Origin of the sequence: Bacteroides sp. M10, from assembly GCF_014334015.1 — a bacterium.
Lineage (GTDB): Bacteria > Bacteroidota > Bacteroidia > Bacteroidales > Bacteroidaceae > Bacteroides > Bacteroides intestinigallinarum.
On the sequence record NZ_CP060488.1, the window covers coordinates 4,477,795 to 4,500,716 of the forward strand.

37 protein-coding genes, 1 tRNA gene and 1 pseudogene are annotated in these 22,922 nt (G+C 36.9%); 5 read left to right on the plus strand and 34 right to left on the minus strand.

The features are described from left to right. Positions 1–88: 88 nt before the first annotated feature. The 14 genes and pseudogenes from H8796_RS25450 to H8796_RS16175 all read right to left on the minus strand — a co-directional run. A pseudogene (locus tag H8796_RS25450) lies at positions 89–949 on the minus strand (Hint domain-containing homing endonuclease); the annotation flags it as partial. A 50-nt stretch (positions 950–999) separates the two neighbouring features. Further along, a complete protein-coding gene (locus H8796_RS16115) occupies positions 1,000–1,515 on the minus strand; it encodes a hypothetical protein (RefSeq protein WP_118299749.1) in 516 nt (171 codons plus the stop codon). Between the two features lie 207 nt (positions 1,516–1,722). After that, positions 1,723–2,463, minus strand: a complete 741-nt coding sequence (locus H8796_RS16120; protein ID WP_118299750.1) for a ParB N-terminal domain-containing protein — start codon at positions 2,461–2,463, stop codon at positions 1,723–1,725. A 1-nt stretch (position 2,464) separates the two neighbouring features. Continuing rightward, positions 2,465–2,680, minus strand: a complete 216-nt coding sequence (locus H8796_RS16125; protein WP_055168021.1) for a hypothetical protein — start codon at positions 2,678–2,680, stop codon at positions 2,465–2,467. After that, positions 2,677–3,384, minus strand: coding sequence for a phosphoadenosine phosphosulfate reductase family protein (locus tag H8796_RS16130; RefSeq protein WP_118299751.1), 708 nt, complete (start codon positions 3,382–3,384; stop codon positions 2,677–2,679). The genes H8796_RS16125 and H8796_RS16130 overlap by 4 nt, the downstream gene beginning before the upstream one ends. A gap of 199 nt (positions 3,385–3,583) precedes the next feature. Then, entirely contained in the window at positions 3,584–3,973 is a 390-nt protein-coding gene (locus tag H8796_RS16135; protein ID WP_118299752.1) for an ASCH domain-containing protein, read from the minus strand. A gap of 31 nt (positions 3,974–4,004) precedes the next feature. Continuing rightward, a tRNA-Val gene (locus H8796_RS16140) sits at positions 4,005–4,078 on the minus strand. Beyond that, a complete protein-coding gene (locus tag H8796_RS16145; RefSeq protein WP_118299753.1) occupies positions 4,056–4,565 on the minus strand; it encodes an HNH endonuclease in 510 nt (169 codons plus the stop codon). The genes H8796_RS16140 and H8796_RS16145 overlap by 23 nt, the downstream gene beginning before the upstream one ends. 79 nt (positions 4,566–4,644) lie before the next feature. Then, complete coding sequence (locus H8796_RS16150; protein WP_118299754.1) at positions 4,645–4,851, minus strand: DUF3873 family protein; 207 nt, start codon at positions 4,849–4,851, stop codon at positions 4,645–4,647. Between the two features lie 6 nt (positions 4,852–4,857). Next, positions 4,858–5,103: a hypothetical protein gene (locus H8796_RS16155; protein WP_118299755.1), complete on the minus strand. Its 246-nt coding sequence runs from the start codon at positions 5,101–5,103 to the stop codon at positions 4,858–4,860. 10 nt (positions 5,104–5,113) lie between these two features. Further along, positions 5,114–5,323, minus strand: coding sequence for a hypothetical protein (locus H8796_RS16160; RefSeq protein WP_118161096.1), 210 nt, complete (start codon positions 5,321–5,323; stop codon positions 5,114–5,116). Between the two features lie 10 nt (positions 5,324–5,333). Beyond that, positions 5,334–5,516 carry a hypothetical protein gene (locus tag H8796_RS16165; protein ID WP_118299756.1) on the minus strand — a complete coding sequence of 61 codons (183 nt, stop codon included), beginning with the start codon at positions 5,514–5,516 and terminating at the stop codon, positions 5,334–5,336. 36 nt (positions 5,517–5,552) lie between these two features. After that, positions 5,553–5,762, minus strand: a complete 210-nt coding sequence (locus H8796_RS16170; protein ID WP_118299757.1) for a hypothetical protein — start codon at positions 5,760–5,762, stop codon at positions 5,553–5,555. Between the two features lie 42 nt (positions 5,763–5,804). Further along, the gene (locus H8796_RS16175; RefSeq protein ID WP_118299758.1) at positions 5,805–5,984 is read right to left on the minus strand and encodes a hypothetical protein; all 180 of its coding nucleotides are present in this window, start codon (positions 5,982–5,984) and stop codon (positions 5,805–5,807) included. Between the two features lie 193 nt (positions 5,985–6,177). Here H8796_RS16175 and H8796_RS16180 point away from each other — a divergent pair, with 193 nt between their 5' ends. Then, positions 6,178–6,432 carry a helix-turn-helix domain-containing protein gene (locus tag H8796_RS16180; RefSeq protein ID WP_118299759.1) on the plus strand — a complete coding sequence of 85 codons (255 nt, stop codon included), beginning with the start codon at positions 6,178–6,180 and terminating at the stop codon, positions 6,430–6,432. A gap of 3 nt (positions 6,433–6,435) precedes the next feature. Next, entirely contained in the window at positions 6,436–7,029 is a 594-nt protein-coding gene (locus tag H8796_RS16185) for a hypothetical protein (RefSeq protein WP_118299760.1), read from the plus strand. Between the two features lie 33 nt (positions 7,030–7,062). Here H8796_RS16185 and H8796_RS16190 read toward each other — a convergent pair whose 3' ends face one another. From H8796_RS16190 to H8796_RS16200, 3 genes are all read right to left on the minus strand, one after another. Next, positions 7,063–7,500: a hypothetical protein gene (locus H8796_RS16190; protein ID WP_118299761.1), complete on the minus strand. Its 438-nt coding sequence runs from the start codon at positions 7,498–7,500 to the stop codon at positions 7,063–7,065. 96 nt (positions 7,501–7,596) lie between these two features. Beyond that, on the minus strand, positions 7,597–7,782 hold the full coding sequence (locus H8796_RS16195) for a hypothetical protein (protein WP_118299762.1): 186 nt from the start codon (positions 7,780–7,782) through the stop codon (positions 7,597–7,599). A 231-nt stretch (positions 7,783–8,013) separates the two neighbouring features. After that, positions 8,014–8,637 carry a hypothetical protein gene (locus tag H8796_RS16200; protein WP_118299763.1) on the minus strand — a complete coding sequence of 208 codons (624 nt, stop codon included), beginning with the start codon at positions 8,635–8,637 and terminating at the stop codon, positions 8,014–8,016. A 357-nt stretch (positions 8,638–8,994) separates the two neighbouring features. On the opposite strand from H8796_RS16200, the gene H8796_RS16205 reads away from it, so the two are divergent. The 3 genes from H8796_RS16205 to H8796_RS16215 are packed head-to-tail and all read left to right on the plus strand — an operon-like array spanning position 8,995 to position 12,130. Then, complete coding sequence (locus H8796_RS16205) at positions 8,995–10,584, plus strand: hypothetical protein (RefSeq protein ID WP_255502040.1); 1,590 nt, start codon at positions 8,995–8,997, stop codon at positions 10,582–10,584. A 2-nt stretch (positions 10,585–10,586) separates the two neighbouring features. Continuing rightward, positions 10,587–11,288 carry an OmpA family protein gene (locus H8796_RS16210; RefSeq protein WP_118299764.1) on the plus strand — a complete coding sequence of 234 codons (702 nt, stop codon included), beginning with the start codon at positions 10,587–10,589 and terminating at the stop codon, positions 11,286–11,288. Positions 11,289–11,293: 5 nt separating this feature from the next. Continuing rightward, a complete protein-coding gene (locus tag H8796_RS16215; protein ID WP_118299765.1) occupies positions 11,294–12,130 on the plus strand; it encodes an HNH endonuclease in 837 nt (278 codons plus the stop codon). A 219-nt stretch (positions 12,131–12,349) separates the two neighbouring features. On the opposite strand, the gene H8796_RS16220 is transcribed toward H8796_RS16215, so the two are convergent. From H8796_RS16220 to H8796_RS16300, 17 genes are all read right to left on the minus strand, one after another. After that, the gene (locus H8796_RS16220; protein WP_118299766.1) at positions 12,350–12,571 is read right to left on the minus strand and encodes a hypothetical protein; all 222 of its coding nucleotides are present in this window, start codon (positions 12,569–12,571) and stop codon (positions 12,350–12,352) included. 26 nt (positions 12,572–12,597) lie between these two features. Next, on the minus strand, positions 12,598–12,774 hold the full coding sequence (locus H8796_RS16225) for a hypothetical protein (protein ID WP_182423824.1): 177 nt from the start codon (positions 12,772–12,774) through the stop codon (positions 12,598–12,600). Positions 12,775–12,796: 22 nt separating this feature from the next. After that, positions 12,797–13,552 carry a site-specific DNA-methyltransferase gene (locus H8796_RS16230; protein WP_118299767.1) on the minus strand — a complete coding sequence of 252 codons (756 nt, stop codon included), beginning with the start codon at positions 13,550–13,552 and terminating at the stop codon, positions 12,797–12,799. Between the two features lie 7 nt (positions 13,553–13,559). After that, positions 13,560–14,315, minus strand: a complete 756-nt coding sequence (locus H8796_RS16235; RefSeq protein WP_118299768.1) for a site-specific DNA-methyltransferase — start codon at positions 14,313–14,315, stop codon at positions 13,560–13,562. Between the two features lie 121 nt (positions 14,316–14,436). After that, the gene (locus H8796_RS16240) at positions 14,437–14,841 is read right to left on the minus strand and encodes a hypothetical protein (RefSeq protein WP_118299769.1); all 405 of its coding nucleotides are present in this window, start codon (positions 14,839–14,841) and stop codon (positions 14,437–14,439) included. 4 nt (positions 14,842–14,845) lie between these two features. Beyond that, on the minus strand, positions 14,846–15,046 hold the full coding sequence (locus H8796_RS16245) for a hypothetical protein (RefSeq protein WP_118299770.1): 201 nt from the start codon (positions 15,044–15,046) through the stop codon (positions 14,846–14,848). Then, the gene (locus H8796_RS25455) at positions 15,043–15,699 is read right to left on the minus strand and encodes a DUF6633 family protein (protein ID WP_255502041.1); all 657 of its coding nucleotides are present in this window, start codon (positions 15,697–15,699) and stop codon (positions 15,043–15,045) included. The genes H8796_RS16245 and H8796_RS25455 overlap by 4 nt, the downstream gene beginning before the upstream one ends. After that, positions 15,596–16,588 (minus strand): hypothetical protein, encoded by a 993-nt coding sequence (locus H8796_RS16255; protein ID WP_255502042.1) that lies wholly within the window; start codon positions 16,586–16,588, stop codon positions 15,596–15,598. The genes H8796_RS25455 and H8796_RS16255 overlap by 104 nt, the downstream gene beginning before the upstream one ends. Before the next feature lie 4 nt (positions 16,589–16,592). Beyond that, positions 16,593–17,762 carry a DEAD/DEAH box helicase gene (locus H8796_RS16260; RefSeq protein ID WP_118299771.1) on the minus strand — a complete coding sequence of 390 codons (1,170 nt, stop codon included), beginning with the start codon at positions 17,760–17,762 and terminating at the stop codon, positions 16,593–16,595. After that, entirely contained in the window at positions 17,746–18,141 is a 396-nt protein-coding gene (locus H8796_RS16265; RefSeq protein WP_099147150.1) for a hypothetical protein, read from the minus strand. Before H8796_RS16265 ends, H8796_RS16260 begins: the two co-directional genes overlap by 17 nt. Continuing rightward, positions 18,138–18,617, minus strand: a complete 480-nt coding sequence (locus H8796_RS16270; protein ID WP_118299772.1) for a recombination protein NinG — start codon at positions 18,615–18,617, stop codon at positions 18,138–18,140. Before H8796_RS16270 ends, H8796_RS16265 begins: the two co-directional genes overlap by 4 nt. Then, positions 18,602–19,021, minus strand: a complete 420-nt coding sequence (locus H8796_RS16275) for a zinc-finger-containing protein (protein WP_118299773.1) — start codon at positions 19,019–19,021, stop codon at positions 18,602–18,604. Before H8796_RS16275 ends, H8796_RS16270 begins: the two co-directional genes overlap by 16 nt. A gap of 410 nt (positions 19,022–19,431) precedes the next feature. Beyond that, on the minus strand, positions 19,432–20,277 hold the full coding sequence (locus H8796_RS16280) for an RNA polymerase subunit sigma (RefSeq protein WP_118299774.1): 846 nt from the start codon (positions 20,275–20,277) through the stop codon (positions 19,432–19,434). Further along, a complete protein-coding gene (locus H8796_RS16285) occupies positions 20,274–20,792 on the minus strand; it encodes an Nmad5 family putative nucleotide modification protein (RefSeq protein WP_118299775.1) in 519 nt (172 codons plus the stop codon). Before H8796_RS16285 ends, H8796_RS16280 begins: the two co-directional genes overlap by 4 nt. Positions 20,793–20,794: 2 nt before the next feature. Next, the gene (locus H8796_RS16290; RefSeq protein WP_055167884.1) at positions 20,795–21,232 is read right to left on the minus strand and encodes a hypothetical protein; all 438 of its coding nucleotides are present in this window, start codon (positions 21,230–21,232) and stop codon (positions 20,795–20,797) included. Beyond that, entirely contained in the window at positions 21,213–21,980 is a 768-nt protein-coding gene (locus tag H8796_RS16295) for an HNH endonuclease (protein WP_118299776.1), read from the minus strand. Before H8796_RS16295 ends, H8796_RS16290 begins: the two co-directional genes overlap by 20 nt. Then, positions 21,970–22,902: an ATP-binding protein gene (locus H8796_RS16300; protein WP_118299777.1), complete on the minus strand. Its 933-nt coding sequence runs from the start codon at positions 22,900–22,902 to the stop codon at positions 21,970–21,972. Before H8796_RS16300 ends, H8796_RS16295 begins: the two co-directional genes overlap by 11 nt. Positions 22,903–22,922: the final 20 nt, after the last annotated feature.

Sequence of the window (22,922 nt, forward strand, 5' to 3'; positions counted from 1 at the left end):
GATGCCAATCCTTATTTTTACGCACTTCGTCTTTATTGATTTTCTTCCTTGATATCTTGCACGGGATTCTCCATACATCTCCGTTTATGAAAACACGATATACAAAACCGCAATCCTTACCATTACATCTTGCCAGCTTTTTATTGATACTTGTCCTAAACCCAAGTGTGTCGGCAACATATTTTATTTGCTTTGCAAGTTTCTCATTCTTTTGAATAATCTCATACCCATTCCTAAGCATACAACCATCCGTATCTATAAGTCCTGCAAGCAAATCAAGCCTTACATTTTCGCTATTTGATATATAATCTTGTGGAATATGCTTATTACTAATCAAATTATATTCACGCAGAGTGTCCATTAATGGATTTGTCAGACCTCCGTTCTTTGCAAGTCTATAAGTTATGGCATTTCCTCTTATCCCATTTATGGCTAATCTCATATTATTTCTATCCGCATATTCTCGCAAATAGTCTTTTATCTCAAAATCAGCGGTTGTTACTTGAGGAAACATGCTTGTTCCATCACCCAACCACACACCAAGAAGATAAGGCTCAATGTTCACATATTTTTCAATGTATGGTATTGAGTTTGATTTATAGCCACGGAAACGGTCTCTGAAACGCTTACTTTGATTCACAAAGTCGGTAATGCGCATATCCAAAAACTCAGGATAAGCGGTATATCTTCCATCTCTAATTGAATCTCCACTCTTTCTTAAGCTTATTATATGCGCATCATTCACAAAATAATCTTCCGCACTTGTTTGCTGGACACGAAACATTTCACTTTGTCCTCGCATCGTCCCAATTACCTTTCGTGGGCATCCATCATCACCCATGACAAAATCGCCTACTTTAATATCCTTGATTTGCTTTACCGTCAAATCAGACATTATTACTTCTTGCGTGGGTGTTTCACATCCACGACCGCCAGTGATAAGGATAATGAATTTCTCATTATCGGTGTAAAGGGGGTGATATATCGCTTGGGGTTCTATCATTTCAGTTTATCTTTAATCCAGGAATCAATACTGATACCGTGTTTTATGTCGGTAGGAATGTCAGCTTCTTCATCCTGCTTACGTTCAACCTTTCTCCAATCTTCATCGTAATGGTAGAGCCAAACAGACTGCGCCTGCAAACTGGGAGCCAGCTCACCTTCTACAACTTGAACTTCTTCTTCACCTGTCAGATTTCCGTCCCTATCCTTTATCTTTCGTATAGTGGTACTTTTCGTCTTGACACCCCCCAAAGCCATAGCTAGGAACTTTGCCCGGACTGTTGCAGTTATGGTCGCTCGCCCGCGCGTTAATACTTCACTTAATTCAGAGTACTGACTTTTCTTCTCACAAAATGTCTGTGGGGCCAATCCTACAGCAAAAGCAATTTCCTTATCTGTGAATCCCTTTTTTGCATACGATTCTATGAGAGAAAGAAAGTCTTTATTTGTATAGTCAAACTTAGGCTTTCTTCCTCCACGACCTTTTGTATTTTGAGATTCACTATTATTCATAAATTTATCCGTTACTTAATCCCCTGCTCGAGGTTGTTTTTTCCATCCTGCTTCTTGTATTGATAAAAGCGTTTCGTACTCTCAACTCATTCCTTAAAGCATTTCTTCCAAGCATGTGCTCACTGTTTCTCAATCTTTCATATTGATTTTCGAGTTGTTTCACCGTCTTTCTTCTTCTGACTCGGCTTTCCTCCTAATTTTAAGTTATTAATCTATTCTTTCAATTTGCTCATCAAAGACTTCCCCCTTGATAAACTTCATATCCGGATCATAACCGAACCGTTTGCAGAAAGCCGCTTTAGCTTTATAGGAATCAAAGGATAACATTACATAAGCATCCATATTCTCGGCTTGCTTTTGTGCGTTCTCCTTGACTTGTTGCTTGACTTCTTTCATGTGGGCTACTTTTTCGGCACGTTCCAACTGTTTGGCGGCTTTATCGGCTTCTTTCTGTTCGGTGACAGGTGACATCATATCAGACAAAGCATCAGCAATGGAGCTTTCTTCTTCAGTCTGCAACAGATAATCAACACCAATCATGTTTAGGTCAGCATCAGTCAGACCTGCGTCTTTCCAATCAATATCAGGAACAATCTGCGCAAGAGCGTCGAAATCCCAGGTACCTTGTGCATTTGGGTTATTCATCAGAATATTTAGTTCCTTCTCCTGTTTTTCGTCCACGTCTATCACATCGACCCGGATGCGGTAATCGTTATCGGGGAACTTCTGCAATTCATCCATGACAGACAAACGCTGATGTCCGCTGACTACGGTCAATCCAGTACGCTTGTTCACGACAATTCCACCGACCAACCCGAATTTCTTGATACCACGTTTTAATGTCTTTCGTGATTCATCGGAAAGTTTTCGAGGATTATAATTTGCAAAGTGAATGGCAGAACGATTTAGTTCTACCGATTCGCTCTTTATGTACTTACTTAGTTCCATGTTATCCGTTACTTAAACCTAATCCACCACTGCGTCCTTGACGAGCAGACCTTGAATATTGTTGGTACACGCTTCCGTTTCTTGCATAATTTAAACGGCTAAGGTTACGATACATGGCACCGCCAATACTGTTAATTCTTGCCTGCCTTCCTGGATTACCAGCTGCAGCATTACTCAAACGATTGGTTTGTACGCCTATATCGGCAGCACTTTTCATTCTTCCTCTTCTTCTATTTCTGACTCGGCTATTTGTTTTTTATTATTATACTCAAATAAAATTCTTTCACTCATAGGAAATACCCGATAGATTCGTTGTAAATCCTGCGGATAGTTCTCTTTTAACCAAAGCATACAATCAAGATTAAAACCCACTCCTGAACTGGCTTTTAAAGAATATCTAACTGGTTCTGGCAATCCATGTTGTCTCATGTATGCAAGAATATCCATTTGCGTCCAGTCAGCCAAAGGATAACATAAGCCGTTGTTCTCATATCCGTTAGCTTCATACCCTTTCAGCATCAAACGTCTATTCATGCCATCGGCTTTCTTCATCCCCAAGAACGTGTAATAAACTCCATGGGCAAGTTGCATAGCTTTTACCACATCAGCAAGTTTCAGCAGCTTCACCTTTGGATTAGGGACACAATACAACCCGCCACGAAGAATGTAAGTAAGATTCCAGTGAGGCGCTTGCACAAACTCAATCTTTGGATATTTGGCTTTAGTCCAGCCAATCCATCGGTTTATGTGCTCCAAGTCTTTGACGAAGTACATAAACACACAAACGATCCGATCAAACTTTGGATAGATTAAATCAAGTAAGACAAGCGAATCTTTACCCAAGGATAAAAACAGTAAAGCCTCATTCGATTTTACCCGAATGAGGTCTATATACCGGTTCGCTTGCTCTACTTTATTCATAGCTAACCACCAGATAATCCAAATGAAACACGAAGATCACCGTAACGTTGTCTACGTGAACCTAACTGGGTGGCACTTGCCGTACCCCTACGATTAGCAACTAATCTACCACCAGCACCTGCGCCATTCATATTTCTGCGCGGTCCGGCTACTCTGTTTACTCTTCTTGCGACTCAGCAATAATTTTTAAATTAAACAATCAATCTATATGTTTCTCTAATACCTCGCCTAAAGTATAGTCCATTTGGGCTGTAAGGTATTCTTCGCCTTGGTGTTCGTAGACAATATCGTTACCATCTTCATTGGTAAGGATCGAAGCTTCTGCACCTTTAACCTCTACAATAGCATAAGGTCGTTTGCCTTTGTACTCACCAGTGAGAAATTTAATAGCATCGTACTTGATAGGCTTTAACTCGATTTCACCCTCTTCGGGAAGTTCTTCATCAGCTTTATATTCTTTACCACCACATAAGTAGGTTATGTACTTTTTTGCATTGGTAGGTCTGATTTCGCGGTATTCGTGCGTTTTCTTACCAGCCAAAATTTCATCGAAATATATTTGCTTAATACTAAGCGTTAGAATGTTCATAATCGTGTCTTTTAAATTAATAATTAAGTAGTTGCGGAAACAGGACTCGAACCTGTGACCACCGCCAAGTCAAAGCGGTAAGCTAACCAACTGCTCCATTCCGCGATATATTTCTTTTAAGTATATAATTCAATGTGCCTTTGCTACTTATCGAATATTTTTTCATAAGCTCTCTATAATTAGAACCCTTTGAGTATTCTAATTGAATCTGTTGTGCTAATTCATCTGAGTATTTTTTAATTGCCTCTGATGCTTTTTTAGCGCAGCGCATTCTTGTTTCTTTAGCCTTATCCATCGCATTTTCAAACGGTGTACCTATTGCTATATTCTCATACGAATTATCAAAAGAATCACCATTTAAATGTCTAACTTCAATGCCTTTGTCAAAAATAGCATCACCAAATTTTTGATAAGCCTGCAATCTATGTACATAGACCTTGATAACTTTCGTTTCACTCACCCTTATGCCAATATACATATACGGGTCACTGCCACGCGTACCGACTTTTTTACCGCGTGCAGAAAAGGCATTGCCTTGTGAATCGACATAATATCCTTTATCTTTGGCTAATATTTCATATCTGCTCTTCATATTTTAAATATTCACTTCAAAGGTACTATCACAACCAAAGATAACGAAATTTATCTTAGTCTGATACACAACAACTGTCTTATTGTTGTAAACTAAGCCACTTATCACGTTTTTCTCTGCACTTTTCTAAGGTTGCCGCGCAACAGGTAAATAATTCACCACTTTCAGTACGGTAGTCATACTGGTACATTCTCACTCTCTTGCCTTTCAACTTAGCGTTGTAGGTACAGTAGTTCTCTTTACCAGGGGTGCATACACTGCAGCCGTTTTTGTTTATTGAGTTCATAATCGTTTAATTTATTTGTTCGATAAATATGTACTTAGTATAACAATCATAACCATTTGATTTGAAATGGTGTACATAAACACCGTCTACAAATGGATACGGGTAACTCTTAAAAATGCGGTGATATTCTTCTTCGGTGAATACTCTATCTTTATTACGTTCATCTGTAGCAAAAGGTAGATTGTTTAAATCAGGCTGGCAGGCCAAAAATTTAGGGGCATAAATCTGCACCTGTATTGTACCTATTTTCATAAGAGTGTTATTAAAGATTCATATATAAACAAGTCAGATCACATTCTTCATCGTAGTCGTATTCAAGCGATACGGGTGCAAAGTATTGCTGTATCTTCTTTGCTGCTGTTTCATTCTTACCCTCAAAAGAGAAAGTAAAAGAGCGTTTGCCTCTGACTGTTATTTCAACCGGTATACCTGCTACCTTAGTCATGTTGTTTTCAAGTTCTTGTTTTGTCATAATCGTATATTTAAGCCTTAATACCAATTGCATTTCTCATAAAGTCACTCGCTTGCTCTACTGACATATTCAACTTCTTTTGGATCAGAATAAGCATACAGCTTACTTGCTCTTTTGTATTTAAGTTGCCTTGTACAAATTCTGACATGATGAACTTTTCTATTGTTCTTTGTTTAATTACTGATGTTGCCATAATCGTGTGTATTGTGGTAGCCCGAAGGCTACCGGATTAAACCAAACCCAATCTTTTCGCAATGTAAGCGTCATGATTAATCTCGCCATAAGAGGCATATTCATTCGGGCTGTTTCTTTCAAGGGTTCTGCGATACTCATCGCATAATTCTTGCGCCTCAATCTGCGTGAGATTTGATGCTATTAGACACTCTTTGTTGCCAACTATCTCTTGTATGTATACAAACCAAGTATTTTTGCTTTTCATAATCTTCTGTGTTACGCAGGGCTTTTGCCCTGCTGGTTAATACTATTGTTTAATACCGCAAAGTTTTGAAACTTTCAATAGCTCTTTATCGTTCATAAATATGAGGTCGAAGAAAACACCTTCATCAAAAGGTTTATTTTGTAATATAGCTGCTGATTTCATTTCAACCATGATTCTAGTAATCAATTCACCTTTTACCTTATCACTCATTTTTGTTGCCATAATCGTATATTTTTTAATTGTTATTACTTCGTTTTTGATGATGCAAAGATAAAGTAAACTTTATTAAATATAATATATATGATAAAGTTTTATTTATTAATTAAGAATATTTAATAAATTGGACTTTATTAATATTAGGCTGTTTGATAAAGTTTGCATTACTTTGTAGAGTAATCAAAATAAAGTATAGTTTATGGAATTGAAAATAAAAGAAACAATGAATGAGAGAGGTGTTACTTCTGCATGGCTTGCAGAACAAGTAGGCATTTCAAAGGTGGCTGTTAGTAATATCGTAACCGGCAAATCTTCGCCATCACTGGATAATATTCTAAAGATTGCTGATGCTTTGAATGTATCTATAACAGAATTAATAGGAGAAGAAAAAGCTGATAACACTATCACCTGTCCTCATTGCGGAAAGAAAATAAAAATAGAGAAAGGAGAATAATATATGGAAAGTAAAATCTCAAAATTTATGCGTGATGACACGATTGACAAAGACGGGAAGCTGGAAACCATTATGGATTACGTTATATCATGGACGCTAAGAATGGCCCAAAATTCATGCAGTACAGCAGATTCTCTACTATATGAATACTCGCGTGCCATTTTGGGAAAATTACTTCATAGAAATATTGATAATTTGACTAATATAGAATCTGTCAAGGTTGAAAAGCAATGCTATAATATAGATTTATGGGTTAATGTAGTTTTAACTATCAATGAGCAAAAGGAGAAACATGCCATATTAATAGAAAATAAGGCGTATTCTCCTATTCATAATGCAACAGACGAAGATGGAGCTTCTAGGTGTCAACTAGAAGTATATAAGAAAAAATTTAATAGAGACTATGCTAACGATGAAGATGTTATTAAGCACTACTGGTTGATAACATGTCATGAAGAAGAGAAATACCTGAAACCTATTAGAGAAATATGTCAATTGCATGATTTCGAACTTATCCCATTAACCGAACTTCAAGATAATGGGGCTCCGGATACTCAAAGTGACATCTTTAATGAATTTTGGTTAAGGTATTGGTAAACAAAGTATGCCGGAGTTAAGTGCTCCGGCACATTAATTGATTAGCCCTTTGAATTTCAAACGATTTATAATTTCTGTGTAAAGATAGTCTATATCCTCGCTAAAATCACCGTAATTTTGATACAGAAACACAACATCTTCGCAGTTGTTGGAAATTGTACTTTCAGATTGAATGCCAACAACCTTTGCAATTTCCCCTCTTATCCCATAAACAGTCTTTCCACCGGCAAGTGTACTGGGTGAAAACAAGTATAGAATAATAAAGATGAACTTCTTTCTTTGGGTGACATTTTCGAGGCATGGGGGACAATCTCTTTCGTTGAGTATCTCAGCGAATATCTTATAGATTTCATAAATAAGGCTTTTATCAGATAGAATAGGCGTAGATATTGCATTCTCTTCTTCGGAAAGTTCTGATTTCTTGATTCTAATCTTTTTTAAGCGAATAATTCTATCAAAATTCAGTTCCATAACACGATTATTTTAAAAGTAAATAGTATATTTGCATCATAATCGTGTAAGATTTGGGAGAATCAATGCTTGGTCGTGCTGGCAGATTCTCCCTTTCTATTTTAAAGCCCTATTCCTTTTGAGAATGGCTTTATTTTTTTTGTCTACTTCTCTGCTCCATATTGAAGCATTATAGATAGAAGTTGCATATAATCTCAATTCCTCGCTATTAGCAAGAAAATCTACTCGTAATGCCTTTATCATAGATTCAGCATACAAATTTTTGTCAATATTATTATCCATATATCTATTGTTTTAATTAAAGCATAAAAAACCGAATAATCCTTGATAAGAATTATTCGGCATATCAAATTCCTGCTACATCATAGCCCAGAACAAAGAATTAATATATTGTGGGAGAAAGAATGTATACAGAAATGCAACATCAAAATCCTCACATTAGAAATTTAAATGGCTAGTATCTTGCCTTTTATATGATACTATTGTAATTATGGTTAGTTTTATCCAAAAGGTTTATTCTAATTTAATTTCTGTATTATGCGAACAACTACCACATGAGTGTACCTTTTTCTGTGGTTCTCCAAAAAGTCTATTAAGCTCATAGCTATTGATCCATTCCTCAAATTCATCCACTAAATTTTGAACTTTTATAATTCTATGCCCACGCCCTTTTTTTCGAAAATTCAAAAATTTAGTCGGCAAAAATATGGCAGAATCACCAAAATAATAAAAATGTGTTGATAACAAAACATTTATTCCACTTAAATCCCGCTCACTATCACACATATTATGGGCTCCGGCCCTTTGTATAGGAGAATCTCCCTTAGAATAATCATAGATACAATCTCCTCTACGTTCAATTATATCATCAGAATTTATTTGGGGAATTTTAATATGCAACTTAGATCTGCATAGGATATCATACTCTTTAAAAGATAAAACTTCCGTTATTTTCATTGCATAAACCAAAGTATCACCTAAACCTAATTCAAATGATCCAGTTCCAATAACCCAATCACCCACTTGGGCTTTTTTTCTAATGACAGGCTTGCATATTGCCAAAGTACAGACACCACCATAAGGGTTAGGCGCCACTCCATCATCATATCTTAGCACATACGAATAAATTTGACCCATAACACATTTTTTTATAATAATATTATTAAGACATTTTACTTTATAAAGTAATAAGCAGTATTTCCTTCTTATCGTTCCAAATATATACAAAAAAAATCGATATCAGCTTAATAGTACATCATAGTCTATTGAAAAACATATATTTTATTATAAATATATAGTATAAGAAAAAGAAATCTATTTGTTTATGGATTATGTTAGCAAAAACAACAGTTAAACATTTGTTTCTTTTCGGTAAATAGAAAAATAAATCGTTTCATTAAAACAAATTCATTACCTTTGCAACCGTTAATAGATTTCTTAACTAGGAAAATATTAAAAAATTAGAGTACAACATAATATAAAAAACACGGTATCATGATTTTTTCGCTTAGTATGTCAACAATTTTATGCCTTGGCTTAATTATTTTCTGCACACTCATATCCTATGGGTATATCAGAAGATTAAATAGTAAAGGCAAGTTAGTATCAAACCGTCGTTGGGTTGAAAATATCCCTTCAATTATTTCTACATTAGGAGTATTAGGTACATTCTATGGTATCACAACAGGACTTATTTATTTCAATTCTAATGATCTTGACACAAGTATTCCCGAACTATTAGACGGATTAAAAACGGCCTTTTTTACATCAATTGCTGGTATGTTAGGTTCTCTATTTTTGTCTAGAATAACCAACTCATATTTTGATAAAACAGACGGTGGCATTTCAGACGCCAATCATGCAGCATCACAAATATGCCAGGCAGTTCAACAGATGGGCCAAAGTAACATGACCACTCTTAATGCTTTAAGAGAACAAGCTGAAAACCAAGCTAAAGACCAGACTGCATTCTATCGTACTGTAAGTGATATCCTCACCTCCCTTCAAACGTCTTACACAAATACAGAAAATGCAATAAACTCAATGGTTATTTTAGCTCGAAGCCAAGAAGTAGCTCTCAACGACCTTAGAAATAAAGCCGAAAGTGTTACTCTATCTCTGGGCACAGTAGAAGAAAACTCCACCTCTCAAACTGCTGCACTCACAAATATCCAACTACAAACGAAAGATTTATCAAACATTAATCATAACATTAATGAAATGCTTGACGTTCTTTCAGGCATGAGTAGCACCCAAGAAGAAATATCCGAAGAAGTTAAAACGTTTGGAGGAAAACTTCATTCAGAAGTAGTTGAAATTGAGGATAAAATGGATGCCACAAATCATCTTTTAGTTGCTAAATTCAATGAGTTTTCTGAACTATTGAAAAAGAGCAATACTGAAGCCCTTGTAGAAGTAATGAAAACTGTTACAGAAGAATTTCAGAAACAGATGAATGCGCTCATTAATAAACTTATTCAAGAAAATTTCGATCAACTAAACCAAAGTGTAGAGAAACTCAATACTTGGCAACAAGAAAATAAAAACATGATATCCTCTCTTACTAAGCAATATAAAGAAATGGCGAACAATTTTGAAAGTACTTCTACTACACTTACAAAAGTTAGTGATGACACAAAAACTCTCGTCAGTGAAGGTGGCAAGCTCAAACAACTTATTGACTCTCTTAATCAGGTTATTATTGAAGACCAAAAATTTATTGATGTTTCAAATAAACTTCAAGAAACAGCGACTCTCTCAAAAAACAATATGGAACAATTTGACGAATCTACGAAAGTTTTAAATGATTGGGTTCGAAAACAACGTAATTTTGTAGATGGCGTTCAACTTCTTATTGAAAAACTCGACGAACTCAATAAAATCCGTGATTATGGCGAACAGTTTTGGAAAGGTACAAAAGAAAAAATGGAAGAAGGAGTCAGCATAATCACAAAAGGATCTCAAACTCTCAACACACAATTAACTTCACTTGATCGCCAATTTTATAATCGGTTAGGTGCCACACTTGCTGAACTAGACAACTGTATTACTAAAATGGTTGAACACGTCAATAATCGTAGATAATTATGGCTAAGTCTAATGTTTGGATGTCAGTTTCTGACCTAATGACAGGTCTCATGGTTATATTTCTGTTCATAGCAATAGCCTACATCAGTCGTGTAAAACAGAATCAAACTGTACTTACAGATTATATTGAAACAAAAAACGAACTTCACAACAAACTTGTTAAAGAATTCGCTGGTGATACTTTACAATGGCAAATGGCTATTGGCAAAGATCTTTCCATGAAATTCAAGGAACCAACTGTTCTTTTTGCTTCAGGGTCAGCTGATTTGACACCTCGTTTCTGTCAAATCCTCAATAACTTTCTGCCCAGGTATTTCAACATCTTACTCAATGATAGTTTACGAAGCAATATTAGAGAAATTCGAATTGAAGGCCATACAGATAATGTACCGATGCCTAGTTATGATATGGATTCTTATATTGCCAATGTTATTTTATCCCAAAAACGTTCACTTAGTGTATTAAAGTATTTCCGAAAAATGGAAGTTTTCGAAAGATACACTCAAGAGCAACAACGCTTACTTGAATTTTGGTTCACAGCTAACGGGCTTTCTTATGGCAAATCACTTGATAGTAATGGTGATTATACTATTACTACAGGTAAGGAGATTGATAAAGAAAAATCTAGGCGTGTAGAGTTCCGAATAGTTACAAGTGGCGATGATATACTTGAAAACTTCGTGAATAAAAATAAAAACTGATATCTATGAATACTGAAGAGCCTTTTTACCAGTTTGATCGTCTAAAATCGCAACTTAGGACTATGGGGATCGAGATTGGAGAAGCATCACCATGGACCCCAGTAGGAACAATTGAAGTTCTTCCTGAAGATATTGGAACAAAAATAAAGTTTGAAGAAAACGGCATCTTTTACATTGATGACAACAAGATAGAACATCAAGGTTTCATGTATAAGCGTAATTTCTATTTTCATGATTATGGAGAAGCAATGCCAAAATTTCATATAAGAAATTGCGAGGCACTTCAACTCTATGGCAAAGATGCTTATCGTTTTGCAAACAATGAACCTATTAAAGTCTTTGCAAGAGATAGAGCAGTTCGCCATGAAGTAGAAGTTTCCGGATTACAACTATGTAACTATTGTGCCAATATACTTGCTGGAGAATTAACTAATAAAATTCATAATTCCACTGATTTTGTAGAGTTCCTCAAACAAACAGAAGGAATTTTCCCTGATGAAAATGGAGATGTTGATGTTGACATCTTTGGCTATACCAAGAATTGGGAACAAATAAGTCATGCGTATCGTTCTTTACATCAATTTACATGTGAACGATGCGGTTTGCAAATAACTAACCTTTTTGATCAACATTATATGCATACCCACCATAAAAATGGAAACAAAATAGATAATCGAGAGACTAACCTCGAATGTCTTTGTGTTCGTTGCCATTCAGAGGTAGATGATCGGCATAGAAAACGTCTTAGTACTGGAGCAAATAGGATTATACTAGAAGATTTCAATGAGAAGTACCCTTCATATAATAAATATATTTTAGAAGACAATGATTTACCTTTTTAATATGCCAATTCGAATCACCTAAAAAGTTCAAACTCATCTTCCTGACCTATTCGATCAACAGGGAATGTTGCAAAGTTATGAGACAACTTCTTCTCTTTTAATATCAGATACCTTATGTCTTCGAATAGTCAACTCTCTTTGGGGAACTTCTATTTTCCTACGAGTTATATATCTATATTTATCTTTATAATCATTCATATCTTTCTTGTTTTACTCTAATTAAAATGCACCTCCATCACAGGCGTAAAGAATAATTGCTACTATTCTATCACTTTTCATTCTTCCATTTTCGCCTACTCCATCATTATCATCCTTATCAAGTTTCAAGATGTTTAAATTTCCATCAGCAAAGAGAGTTAGATTCTTAGGTCTCTTTCGGATTAACTTCTTCAGCTCCTTAATCCATTCCTCTTCTTTCTTCGTTAGTTTGATTATTTCCATAATGTTCCTTATTGATTTGAGTTGAGTTATTCTTCATCAATAAAAATTTGCCTCTTATTATCGGGCCAGCCTTTTCGGATCATAGTTGATATTTTCTTTTTCTGAAGATTATTGAGAGCTTTTTCTTTAGCTTCCTTCTTATCTTTAGCGGATACTATAAATTCAAAAGTGTCTAATTCAATCGTTACACGATATTTTTTCATTTCTAAATTATTTTACGTTAGTTTATAATGCTAATTTTGGTTCTCGCATAGCCTGTAATACACGTTCACAGGCTGTATAATAATGCTTTCCCAAATTCTCAAATCCGATAAAATGTCTATTAGTGTTTATACAGGCTACTGCAGTGGTACCACTTCCAATACAATTATCCAGGACGGTTTCACCATCATTGGTGTAAGTCATAATTAGGTACTCCAAAAGCTTCACCGGCTTTTGGTTAGGATGAAGCGAAGAGTTCTGTGTGTCTGTTTTGAAGACTTGTATACTACGCGGATACCTTTCTGTTGAATCATAATGGTAATCCTGATTCATTGCTCCGTACACTTCTGTTTGGCAGTTTTTTGATCTGAAAGTTTTTTTTCTTTCATGACCAGATGTTTTTTGAGGATTATAGGTACATTGCTTTTTGTAGAATACACTAATCAATTCATGATTACGGAGAGGTTGCTTCTTAGCATTTAGAAAGCCAACCCCTTTTATCTTATCCCAAACCCAGTCGTATTTGTACCACTCAATATTACTTAGTCTTAAATAGCTGGAAAAGGGTTCCGCACCAAACAATACAATAGCCCCATTGTCTTTAATGATGCGTTTGTATTGTTCCCATAGAGGTTCAAACGGAATTATTATATCCCATTTACTTTGAGTGGTACCGTATGGAAGATCGCATATTATAGCATCGACACTTTTATCTGGAATACGTTTCATTCCTTCGATACAATCTTCATTGTATATTTTATCTAATTCAATCTCGCACATATCCTGTCTATTGAAATAATGTTTGTTGGACTTGCGACAACACTAGCTTATTCGCATCAGCAAAGAACTTTTTCTTTATCTCGAATCCGTATGCTTTGCGTCCTAGTTGGGCGGCAGCTAGTAAAGTAGAACCGCTTCCGGCACATGGATCAATAACTACATCACCTTTATCAGTGAATATTTCTATTAACCTACGAAGTAATGGTACTGGCTTTTGGGTATTGTGAACCTTCGGTGTTTCATTATCCTGTACCCAATCAAAGCAATTGAATATCATCCGTCCGTCGTTGTTAAACTTTGGAAGCTTGTCACGATACAACAAAAGACCATATTCGCAGTTACCAACCACTTTCATGTTTGCTTTTAAAACCTGCGATGAAAAGTTTTTTCTAAATACAAGATTTATGTATTTACCCAAACCGTATCTCTTACCAAGTTCGATATATCGGAACTGGTCTTCAAATTCACAAAAGATTATCATACATGGTGCACTTTTTTTAGTCTTAGGTTCTTTTACAAGCATTTGGCTACAGAAGTGCATAAACTCTGCCGGGCGAAAGTCTTTATCGGTATCAAAGAATTGTTTGCCCGCCTTATCACTTTCTCCGTTCTTATTATCACCATCCACATACCATGAGGGATTAGAGGCATAAGCATTATTTCCTAAATTGTAAGGGACATCAGCTATAATTAGTTGAGCTTTAGGGATTCCATAAACTTTGTAGTTCTGGAAATGGTCATTATATAGTTCGACTTCTTTCATATCTTACTAATCTTGATTTAATTAATATTATCCATCAGGTGGGCCGCTATCGCATAAACCACCAGGTAAAATAAGATGTTTACTCCTAGGAGAAGGAGGATGTTTAGAAGTATTCTCATGACTAATCCGGCTTCTTATTACTTTCGAAAATATGAGCGAATGTACTTTTTTCATCTGATAGATCGAGTTCAAGTTGTGAAGGGTGACGTTTGATGTAATTATAAAATGCGAACATCTTCTTGTCATCGTCACCGCAGCGGTCTACCAACAGCCGGATGAAAGCCAAAAGGCAATCGGAGTCGTTTCCGAAGTTTTCCTGTGTGGATAGCTGGGATTTATCCACATCTTGTTTCAATTTACGGATCGCGGCTATTGCTGTGTTGAAATTGCGTTTTGCATCGTGGCGTAACTCATAGCCTTGCTTTCCCATTTCGCTTCTCAAATCATAGAGAAGGGTTTCTACGACATCTGTCAACACATAGGTTAAGTTGAGAGTCGTATTAAGATTTGTTGTTCCTATTAACATGATTTTATTTATTTCTTATTTGGATAAATCCACGATTTTCTGTCTCTCTAAGGAGTTCAATATCTTCTTCCTTGATATCGCAAGGAGTTTCACCGTTTACGGTAGTATAGTCCGGGATATTAAACTTATCCCTGATTTTCTTTTTGATTCTAGGGATGTCTTTAGGATCAAGATGCTTTGTTTTCCAATAGATAGTTACTTTCATGATTCTTGCTTATTATAAAACTCTTCTAATTGCATTTTCTGCTTTTCAAACTTTCTTTTGGATAGCTCATCCATTAGACTATTAGATATACGCAAAGCATTGATAGCAGATTCATCTCCAGATGCTGCACGCTTTTCAAGTTCTGTTCTATATTCTTCATAGAACATGCCGGATATAGGCTTTAACTCATCCGCTATATGTGATTTATGCTCATTCCAAGACTGTGTGTCGGCAGCAGCACATCGCTCCTTATTATACTCACGAAGCCAACTCATAATCACCTGCCCATCAATACGATTGTATATTCGTCCGTATTTCATCTTCATGGCATTTTTGAAACAGAGTTTCAAGTCGTCCATTTTGAAGTATGGATATTCCTCCATAATCAAATCAACGGTCATAGCTACTTGAATATCAGACATAGTTTCAGTAGCATTGAAAAATTCCAAAGCATCGGCAAGCAAAAGAACAACGGCGGCTCTTGACTTTGTTTCCCCAAGTATCCTTGTAATTGTTCCTATTGCTGGTTCTGAACTTAAAAATACATCTTCAATCGTTTTGGGGCGAAGCATCTTGCAGTATTGCTCCGGCGAGGTTTTTAAGGCGACCAACCGACTCTCTTCTTGTGGCAGCAGTATCAGTTCGTTTTCCATTGTAATTACCTTCTAAAATTTTAGTATAATTTGCTTGTTTAAATATCCAATCAAAATCACATTTCCAATTGCGGTCATTTCCTCCAAGAAGAAAGGGACTCTGAAGAACAAGATTAAAAGCTGTTCTGATGGATTCTTTGCCATATTGGGATATCCGGGCTTTAACGGCTTTCTTTCTAGCCTCGGTCATTGACTTTATCTGCTGAAGTTTGTTCTTGAATGTAGAGTTATAGTATTCCATCAATCCGTTGTAATCAACCTTTTCAGAAAGGGAGGGCGAAGAAAGCTTGTCTTTCTTTGATACTCCGTTAGGAGTATTTTCTTTCTTTTGATTATTAAGAGATATATCTATATACTCTCTTTCTTTATCTTTCTTTGTATTTGTGCCCTCCGTGTGCCCTAATTTTTGTGAAAATTCAGATTGTGGCGGATGATTATTCGTAGGCTGTGCCGCAAGTTGTGCCCTTAATTGTGCCCATTCTTCTTTTAAACTATTGATTTCCATGCCAATATCTGTGCCCTTGTTTGTGTCCTTTGTTGTGCCGGCATCGTTATATTCGTCATATTTGCACAATGTTATGATATTGATACCTTGTGTACATTCAGAAGTTATCATACCTTCTTTCCGTAGATGCTCCAAAAAAGAACGGACTTTCTTTTCTGACCATTGCCAACGTTTTGCTAAAAATCTGATGGATGCTGGGTATTGCCCACGATTATAGACCACCTCTCGACCTCCGATACACTCCTTTCGGGGCGTTGCATCAAATCGTGCAGATTGTATTAAATCTAACCACGCTTCGCAACTGCTAAATGTCCGGGCTTCATTCCACATTATATTCGAGAAGAACCTGCGGCTTAGTTTTATAAATCCTTTATCGTTTTCCATTCGATTAAAATCTCACGTTTGTTAATTGTCTTCCTTTAGAGCAAACTACCCATTTACCATTACCGCTATCAAACAACCGTAAATCAGAGACTTCGCCAAAACGTTTGATGTTCCCACATAAATCTACGATCCAGCCACATTCTTTAGAAGGGTGGGGGCGAATAGCCCGACCGACTATCTGATACCACATAGCAAGTGACATCGTAGGACGTGCCATAACGATTGTATCAAGCTCTGGATAATCAAAACCCGTAGTAAGTACTCCAACATTAGCAACTACCGGAATTTCGCCTGATTTGAATTTATTAAGTATCATTTCACGGGTAGCCATTGGAGTGTCACCCGAAACAATTGCACATCCTGGTATTGACATCGTAAGCCGTTCGGCTTCTTTCAAGAACCGAGTAAATACTAAAATGCCTTTTCTTTTACCACCTGCTTTGGGGGTCATCAGCCTTTGAACGATATGAACGAGATAACCATAGAAGTCTATCCGTTCATATTCTCGTTGAACTGATTTATCGGTATAGTCGGCACCGGTGGTATTTACTTTCAGGTTAAGTTCATTCCATCCTGAAGGATTCATTGGATAATAGTTTAGCTTCGCCAAGTAGCCCATATCTAATAGGGTTGATACCTGTACATGGTAAATGACCTCTGAAAAAACATGAGACTTTGTCCGGGTGATGAATTTCAGCATAGAACCGAAATTACGACTGGATGATAACCGATAAGGCGTAGCTGTCAGCCCAAGAACCTTACACTTCACCGCATCGAAGAAATCCTTATACATTCCTTCTTTGGGGTTTACCAAATGACATTCATCCACAATGATGTTTTTGAAGTGAGTAAAGAGTTCGGGATGAGCTTTCACAGAACCGATGGTAGCAAATGTTATCCGGTTTATCTCCTTTGAGTTGAAGGAAGCAGAATAGATGCTACAGTCGAGAATGCCGTATGAACATAGTTTTTTGAAATTTTGCTCGAGTATTTCCTTACTCGGCTGGAATACTAAAGTATGGCCCTCAAGTCTTGCAGCTATATCCGCAATGATAAGCGACTTTCCCGATCCTGTAGGCAATACCATGATGGCGTTAGTTTTCTTTGCCTTGTTGCTGAAGAAAGAAACGGCTGAATCAGATGCTTTCTGTTGATAATCACGTAGTTTGTACATTGTCTGCTCTTCTTTCTGTAACGGTTCTGATTCTTCCGAGTTTCATTATCTCATCGCACATCCAAGTATATCCACAGAAACCTTTAGATTTCCGCATTATTTTTTTAGATTCGCTTGGTGTAACATATCTGACTTCCACATTTGCTACCCATCCATCGCCAAAATCATAATAGAAGTTTCCTTCTTTTAGATTTGAATAGATTGGCTTTCCACGTCTAAATGCAACCTGCGAATAGGCATATAAATTTCCTTCTCCAGTCCATTTACCATTCCATGAATTGTTTTTGGGCATAGTGAGGATAAATAAAGCTACTGTCTTATTTTCTTTTTTTATCGGTGTGAGTTTATACTCAACTCCTTCAATGATAGTGGATTTCATATTCCTTTCTCCTTTCGTAGTTTCTTATTAAGTGCTTTGTAATACTTGATAAGCTGCTCATAATCAAAATCAGACTTCTTAGAAGTACCGGCAGCTTTCACTTTCAGCAAGTCGAATTTCTGTTGTCCAATTTTGGCTATCAGATTCACCCGATATCCTTCCAGATGATCAGCTTTGAACCTATTGCAGTGACGGCATTCGGCATGGCAGTTATTCTCATCAAACCGTGTCGCCAAATGCGTGCGACTGAAGTAGTGCCCGCAATCGGCTTGCTCAAACGGTTTTATCTGTCCGCAACTGATACAGCGAAAATATCCGTTCGGCATACAATCACGAAGCCGGATAAAGAGAGAGAACTCCTTATCAAGTTTAGCTTTCAAATTCGGCTTCTTCTTTACTGTTACCCCTGCTTTATCAAACAGAGGTAAAGGCTTGTCTTTCTTCTTAGCCTTGGTTCGTTTTATGTAATATGGCATTCTACTATTGGTTTACATAGTTCAATAACTCGCTTACAATCATCCACATCGAACATTCCTATATGGCAAACTTCACGGGGTATATTCAGTTGGTTAGATAGCCATAAGTAAGCTTTGTTTCTGTTCGAGGTATTGGGAATGTGTTTCTTCCAAATCTTATTGATTAGGTCTGTTTTGGCAATCTGGTCAAAATAGAAGTGAGCTTCTTTCTTTGCTTCTCTCAATTCCGCATTTGCTAAACGTCCTAATGCTTGGTTCGTACCCTTATGTACACCAACGTAAGCTCTACAATCACGACACAGATAAATCATGCCGTAGGAACGTCCGTAGATTATGGAACTATCCACGTATTCAGTAGGCTTACCGCAATAGGGGCAAATCTTAGCTGCTATAATTTCATCCATAATTTTCCAATTAAAAGCCCCGAAGCGTATTCTCCGGGGCATTACATACAATTTAGTCTATGCAGTTGAACAGTGCTGCTCACTTTATTACGTCGGGGACACTATCTGTCTGCGCACAACAGAAACATTCATTTGCAACTGAATGCTTTCGTGTCCCCTTTCTCACACAAGTTTGTGGATAAGCCAGGACTCGAACCTGGACGATAGGAGTTATTTTTGCTATTACATTTAAAATAGCTATGCCCGTTACTTTTATGCACTTAGCTTGGGTGCAACCTACCTATAAACATATCACTTTAGCGTCTAACCAATTCCGCCACTTATCCAATTTTGCCTGTACCACGCTTGATACAGGACTTGTCCTAACTTTAAATAATACTATGAAAAACAAAATATACACCCTCACGGGCTTATTCTTTAGTCTCAATGTAAGCCATTGAGAACTCCATCGGAATATATCTACCAACTGGAATAGGTTTAGCAGATTCAACCATAGCGTGAACTTCTTCTTTGTCATACTCACGCCCGGCCTTTCTCGCTTCCTCTTCTCTTTCGTATTGCTTTTTCTTTAGGTAGTCGGTGATAATCATCATTGCACGGTCAACGTTGAAAGTGTGGACCACAAACGTATAGGTTGATTCACTACCACCACTACCGAAGACTATTCTCGATTCAATTTGGTAGAACTTCTTTTCATCCGGCTTTTCATCTTCTTCATTGTCACCTTCTACATTCAAGTTTTTTTCTTCCCAATCAAGAGGTAAAGTATCAATCTTACGTTCTTTCAAAGTGTCAGTAAGGATGATACAAGTATCGAACTCTTTCACCATGACAATAGTAAAGCCGAAAGAGTAATTGAGTTCTATGTAGTCTTTGAGGATAAGCAAGGCTGTATCAAGCGCACTGGCGTAGAATAGAAACTTATGCTTCTTATCTTTGATTTTAGCCTGTGCGATATATGGATGAAGGTAAGTACTTGGCTGTTCTTGGGCGATACGTTTCTGATTGCTCACCTCTACCTCTTTGATTCCATCAGCTTCCATACTAAAGCGAATTTGTGCCAATCGATCTTGGTCGATTAAATCGCCACGCTCAAATAAGACTTCGTTTCGTTCGATTGATACGACTTGTCCCGTATCTTCGTCTACAAAGTCTTCAGTCCACGTTTTTAGGACACGTTTTGCAAGATACATATTGAGCATCTTGTGAGGATCGGATGTTATATAGCGTTCCTCATTTTTCTTGGTTTCTATCATGGCTTATATTTATTGATTGTTGAGAGAATATCTTCAATAGGTAAAGACACCGCTGTTTTGCCTGGTTCTTCGTATTCTTTCAAATACTCATAAGCATCAGGAAATTGTTCTTTTGCTCTTTTAAATGTCCTCAAAGAAAGAAGGGCTGATACAATTGAATTGTAAGTCTTTTCTTTTTCATCGTTTAGTTTATCAATCTTTATCCGCAGTTTATCAAGATGTTCAATGACTTGACTACCAACTTCGATATGCGGATACCAAGATGATGAAGCAGGAAAATATGATAGCTTCTCAATCCTAATTTCATGTTTACCGGAGTAGAGGGTTGCGCAGGATGATTTCTGAAAGCAACTTCTGTGCTTTTTAAAACAATCTTTCAAATCTTTAGGTAGAGAGTTCTGAATCGCTTCCTCTGATATTATTTGTCTTTCATCTGATAGTGACTTTATCTTAGCAACTATCGGGGCTACCATCTTTTCGGCAACTTGTTCAGATATGGTTCTTGTTATATTCATAATTAAATAAATTCTTTGTTACGTTCAATTTCTTGTTGGATATGGATTAGAAACTGATTTTCATTGGGAGCCGGCAGATAAATACCAGCTTGAGCAACAGAATAGTTTCTGAATCTCTCTATGGCTGTTGTCATCTCGCCAGTGGTAAGTTCTGAACTACTACGCATATAAGTGATTTCATTTCCCTGCTTATTGATTTTCTTTCGTTCGAATAAATCACGATTACAGGTCTTTTTGAAGTAGTCAAGCTTAACCTCATCGAGACTGCAGCCAAGTTCACAGGCAAAAAAACTAAGTATCAGATGTAAATAGCTATTTTGCGCTAATGTGCGGTTGGGAAGTCGCTTTTTAACCTCCACAACCGCGCGGTCTTTGAATAGCTTGTTTACATACTCTTTATACTTATCTACTTCGTAGGGGTTACTCAGGTTGAAGATCATCTAAGCCAAAAATTTTAGTATCAGTAATAAGCTCCCTGTTTTCCTCCAAGAACCGAATAAACTCTTCACAATGATTAGTGAGAATTGGTATATCACGTTCGGGAACAAAAACATAGGTTTCAGTATAAGTATCTACCGGGTAGCCCGCCTTACTAAATTCAAGTATATTATACTCGAATGTTCGTATATCATTGCCATTTTGAATCAAAGCATACGGGTAAACGAGGTGTTGAAAGTGACTTTTGAACTTACCAACGCTGTAGCTACCTGTTGTCTTGATGTCGTGAACGGTGGTAGGCATCAGTTCATCAATGAAGCCATAAACCAATACATTGCCGAATGTGGTAGGAAGGATTGCTTCTACTCGTTGCTGAGTTAGAGCACCTTTGAAGTAGTTGGCAAACTCGCGGCAGATAGAGATAGGAAAAGTAAATACCCTGTTGTTGTAAGTAGCCTGATAAGACAAATCATCTGCTGTCCTCTCTACAATTATATCTTTTGGCTTTCTATTCTCTATCAAGGCATCTACCAATTCATTGAAGCAAGTACCCCTGTCCGCTTTCTCGTTATCAAAAGGCTTTCGATTGATACGGTCTATCAGTTCTTGAAACTGCTGTTCGTGAAATTCTTCGGGAGTATAGGGAGGATTTTCACTCCATCCCCAATACTTATCCCAAATTACATCACTATTCAGATAACCCCAAAAGGCATCAAGAATTGTAGCATAAAAGCGGTACTTAAGCTGCATCTGAATAGGTTTTAGTTTCTTTGTCAAATACCAATCCCAAAGAGTTTACTTTGGCTGCAAACAGGCTTCTCGCTTTCATTAGAGAACTACCAACGTGTTCAAACTCATTGATATGTGAAGCGAACTCATTAGCGGAGTTGGCATCGGTGATAAATTCAATGCTTTCTTTTATTTCTTCTATCACCTTGTCATACTTTTCCTGCGCTTCCTTCTTAGCCGCCAGCATACTTAAATATGAATTGATTATCTTAGTGGTGATAAAGTCGTTCTTTGCGGTCGGATTACCGCTCTTATCGACGATAGTAGGCACCTCCATTACAGAAGGTAGATTGCAAGTATTCTTACCGTCATTTCTTGAAGTCGGGTCAAAAGTTATAGTGCGTCTTTGAACGCCTCTTTCGCTTTTCATTTCAAGATAACCGAGCAAATCCAGTTCAGTAACGATGGAGTTGTAGGACTTCTCACGTAAGGCAGGAATGAACACCGTATCATCACCTTCTTTTCTCGTATCACGGTGGGCGACAAAAATGATATGTTTATTCAGACTTGAGAGTGTTCTTGTCATCCAAGAAAATTCCGCATTGATACCACTCCAATCTCTGATAGACGGTTGGCGGCTACCACATTTATAAGTAATGATAAAGTCCATCATCTTACCGATAGTATCAACAACGATTGTCTGATAAGCTGACAAATCTTCTTGCAAGACTTGTTGAACATCACTCCAAGAAGTGACTTGTACTGTGTCTATGTTTTCCAAATGTACCATATTCATACGTTTCACCCCGTTATCGAAATCCAATAACAAAGGTTTCGGAGCACTCAATGCTACCGTACTCTTTCCCATACCGGCTTGACCGTAAATCATCATTTTTACTGTGGTAGGGATTACTAATTCATTACTTTTTTTGATAAGACTCATAATCGTAAAATTTAAAGGGT

What these genes read in the sequence shown, in the direction of transcription:
- H8796_RS16115 (WP_118299749.1), bottom strand. Translation starts at nt 1,515, where the DNA reads ATGAATAATAGTGAATCTCAAAATACAAAAGGTCGTGGAGGAAGAAAG.
- H8796_RS16120 (WP_118299750.1), bottom strand. Translation starts at nt 2,463, where the DNA reads ATGGAACTAAGTAAGTACATAAAGAGCGAATCGGTAGAACTAAATCGT.
- H8796_RS16125 (WP_055168021.1), bottom strand. Translation starts at nt 2,680, where the DNA reads ATGAAAAGTGCTGCCGATATAGGCGTACAAACCAATCGTTTGAGTAAT.
- H8796_RS16130 (WP_118299751.1), bottom strand. Translation starts at nt 3,384, where the DNA reads ATGAATAAAGTAGAGCAAGCGAACCGGTATATAGACCTCATTCGGGTA.
- H8796_RS16135 (WP_118299752.1), bottom strand. Translation starts at nt 3,973, where the DNA reads ATGAACATTCTAACGCTTAGTATTAAGCAAATATATTTCGATGAAATT.
- H8796_RS16145 (WP_118299753.1), bottom strand. Translation starts at nt 4,565, where the DNA reads ATGAAGAGCAGATATGAAATATTAGCCAAAGATAAAGGATATTATGTC.
- H8796_RS16150 (WP_118299754.1), bottom strand. Translation starts at nt 4,851, where the DNA reads ATGAACTCAATAAACAAAAACGGCTGCAGTGTATGCACCCCTGGTAAA.
- H8796_RS16155 (WP_118299755.1), bottom strand. Translation starts at nt 5,103, where the DNA reads ATGAAAATAGGTACAATACAGGTGCAGATTTATGCCCCTAAATTTTTG.
- H8796_RS16160 (WP_118161096.1), bottom strand. Translation starts at nt 5,323, where the DNA reads ATGACAAAACAAGAACTTGAAAACAACATGACTAAGGTAGCAGGTATA.
- H8796_RS16165 (WP_118299756.1), bottom strand. Translation starts at nt 5,516, where the DNA reads ATGGCAACATCAGTAATTAAACAAAGAACAATAGAAAAGTTCATCATG.
- H8796_RS16170 (WP_118299757.1), bottom strand. Translation starts at nt 5,762, where the DNA reads ATGAAAAGCAAAAATACTTGGTTTGTATACATACAAGAGATAGTTGGC.
- H8796_RS16175 (WP_118299758.1), bottom strand. Translation starts at nt 5,984, where the DNA reads ATGGCAACAAAAATGAGTGATAAGGTAAAAGGTGAATTGATTACTAGA.
- H8796_RS16180 (WP_118299759.1), top strand. Translation starts at nt 6,178, where the DNA reads ATGGAATTGAAAATAAAAGAAACAATGAATGAGAGAGGTGTTACTTCT.
- H8796_RS16185 (WP_118299760.1), top strand. Translation starts at nt 6,436, where the DNA reads ATGGAAAGTAAAATCTCAAAATTTATGCGTGATGACACGATTGACAAA.
- H8796_RS16190 (WP_118299761.1), bottom strand. Translation starts at nt 7,500, where the DNA reads ATGGAACTGAATTTTGATAGAATTATTCGCTTAAAAAAGATTAGAATC.
- H8796_RS16195 (WP_118299762.1), bottom strand. Translation starts at nt 7,782, where the DNA reads ATGGATAATAATATTGACAAAAATTTGTATGCTGAATCTATGATAAAG.
- H8796_RS16200 (WP_118299763.1), bottom strand. Translation starts at nt 8,637, where the DNA reads ATGGGTCAAATTTATTCGTATGTGCTAAGATATGATGATGGAGTGGCG.
- H8796_RS16205 (WP_255502040.1), top strand. Translation starts at nt 8,995, where the DNA reads ATGATTTTTTCGCTTAGTATGTCAACAATTTTATGCCTTGGCTTAATT.
- H8796_RS16210 (WP_118299764.1), top strand. Translation starts at nt 10,587, where the DNA reads ATGGCTAAGTCTAATGTTTGGATGTCAGTTTCTGACCTAATGACAGGT.
- H8796_RS16215 (WP_118299765.1), top strand. Translation starts at nt 11,294, where the DNA reads ATGAATACTGAAGAGCCTTTTTACCAGTTTGATCGTCTAAAATCGCAA.
- H8796_RS16220 (WP_118299766.1), bottom strand. Translation starts at nt 12,571, where the DNA reads ATGGAAATAATCAAACTAACGAAGAAAGAAGAGGAATGGATTAAGGAG.
- H8796_RS16225 (WP_182423824.1), bottom strand. Translation starts at nt 12,774, where the DNA reads ATGAAAAAATATCGTGTAACGATTGAATTAGACACTTTTGAATTTATA.
- H8796_RS16230 (WP_118299767.1), bottom strand. Translation starts at nt 13,552, where the DNA reads ATGTGCGAGATTGAATTAGATAAAATATACAATGAAGATTGTATCGAA.
- H8796_RS16235 (WP_118299768.1), bottom strand. Translation starts at nt 14,315, where the DNA reads ATGAAAGAAGTCGAACTATATAATGACCATTTCCAGAACTACAAAGTT.
- H8796_RS16240 (WP_118299769.1), bottom strand. Translation starts at nt 14,841, where the DNA reads ATGTTAATAGGAACAACAAATCTTAATACGACTCTCAACTTAACCTAT.
- H8796_RS16245 (WP_118299770.1), bottom strand. Translation starts at nt 15,046, where the DNA reads ATGAAAGTAACTATCTATTGGAAAACAAAGCATCTTGATCCTAAAGAC.
- H8796_RS25455 (WP_255502041.1), bottom strand. Translation starts at nt 15,699, where the DNA reads ATGGAAAACGAACTGATACTGCTGCCACAAGAAGAGAGTCGGTTGGTC.
- H8796_RS16255 (WP_255502042.1), bottom strand. Translation starts at nt 16,588, where the DNA reads ATGGAAAACGATAAAGGATTTATAAAACTAAGCCGCAGGTTCTTCTCG.
- H8796_RS16260 (WP_118299771.1), bottom strand. Translation starts at nt 17,762, where the DNA reads ATGTACAAACTACGTGATTATCAACAGAAAGCATCTGATTCAGCCGTT.
- H8796_RS16265 (WP_099147150.1), bottom strand. Translation starts at nt 18,141, where the DNA reads ATGAAATCCACTATCATTGAAGGAGTTGAGTATAAACTCACACCGATA.
- H8796_RS16270 (WP_118299772.1), bottom strand. Translation starts at nt 18,617, where the DNA reads ATGCCATATTACATAAAACGAACCAAGGCTAAGAAGAAAGACAAGCCT.
- H8796_RS16275 (WP_118299773.1), bottom strand. Translation starts at nt 19,021, where the DNA reads ATGGATGAAATTATAGCAGCTAAGATTTGCCCCTATTGCGGTAAGCCT.
- H8796_RS16280 (WP_118299774.1), bottom strand. Translation starts at nt 20,277, where the DNA reads ATGATAGAAACCAAGAAAAATGAGGAACGCTATATAACATCCGATCCT.
- H8796_RS16285 (WP_118299775.1), bottom strand. Translation starts at nt 20,792, where the DNA reads ATGAATATAACAAGAACCATATCTGAACAAGTTGCCGAAAAGATGGTA.
- H8796_RS16290 (WP_055167884.1), bottom strand. Translation starts at nt 21,232, where the DNA reads ATGATCTTCAACCTGAGTAACCCCTACGAAGTAGATAAGTATAAAGAG.
- H8796_RS16295 (WP_118299776.1), bottom strand. Translation starts at nt 21,980, where the DNA reads ATGCAGCTTAAGTACCGCTTTTATGCTACAATTCTTGATGCCTTTTGG.
- H8796_RS16300 (WP_118299777.1), bottom strand. Translation starts at nt 22,902, where the DNA reads ATGAGTCTTATCAAAAAAAGTAATGAATTAGTAATCCCTACCACAGTA.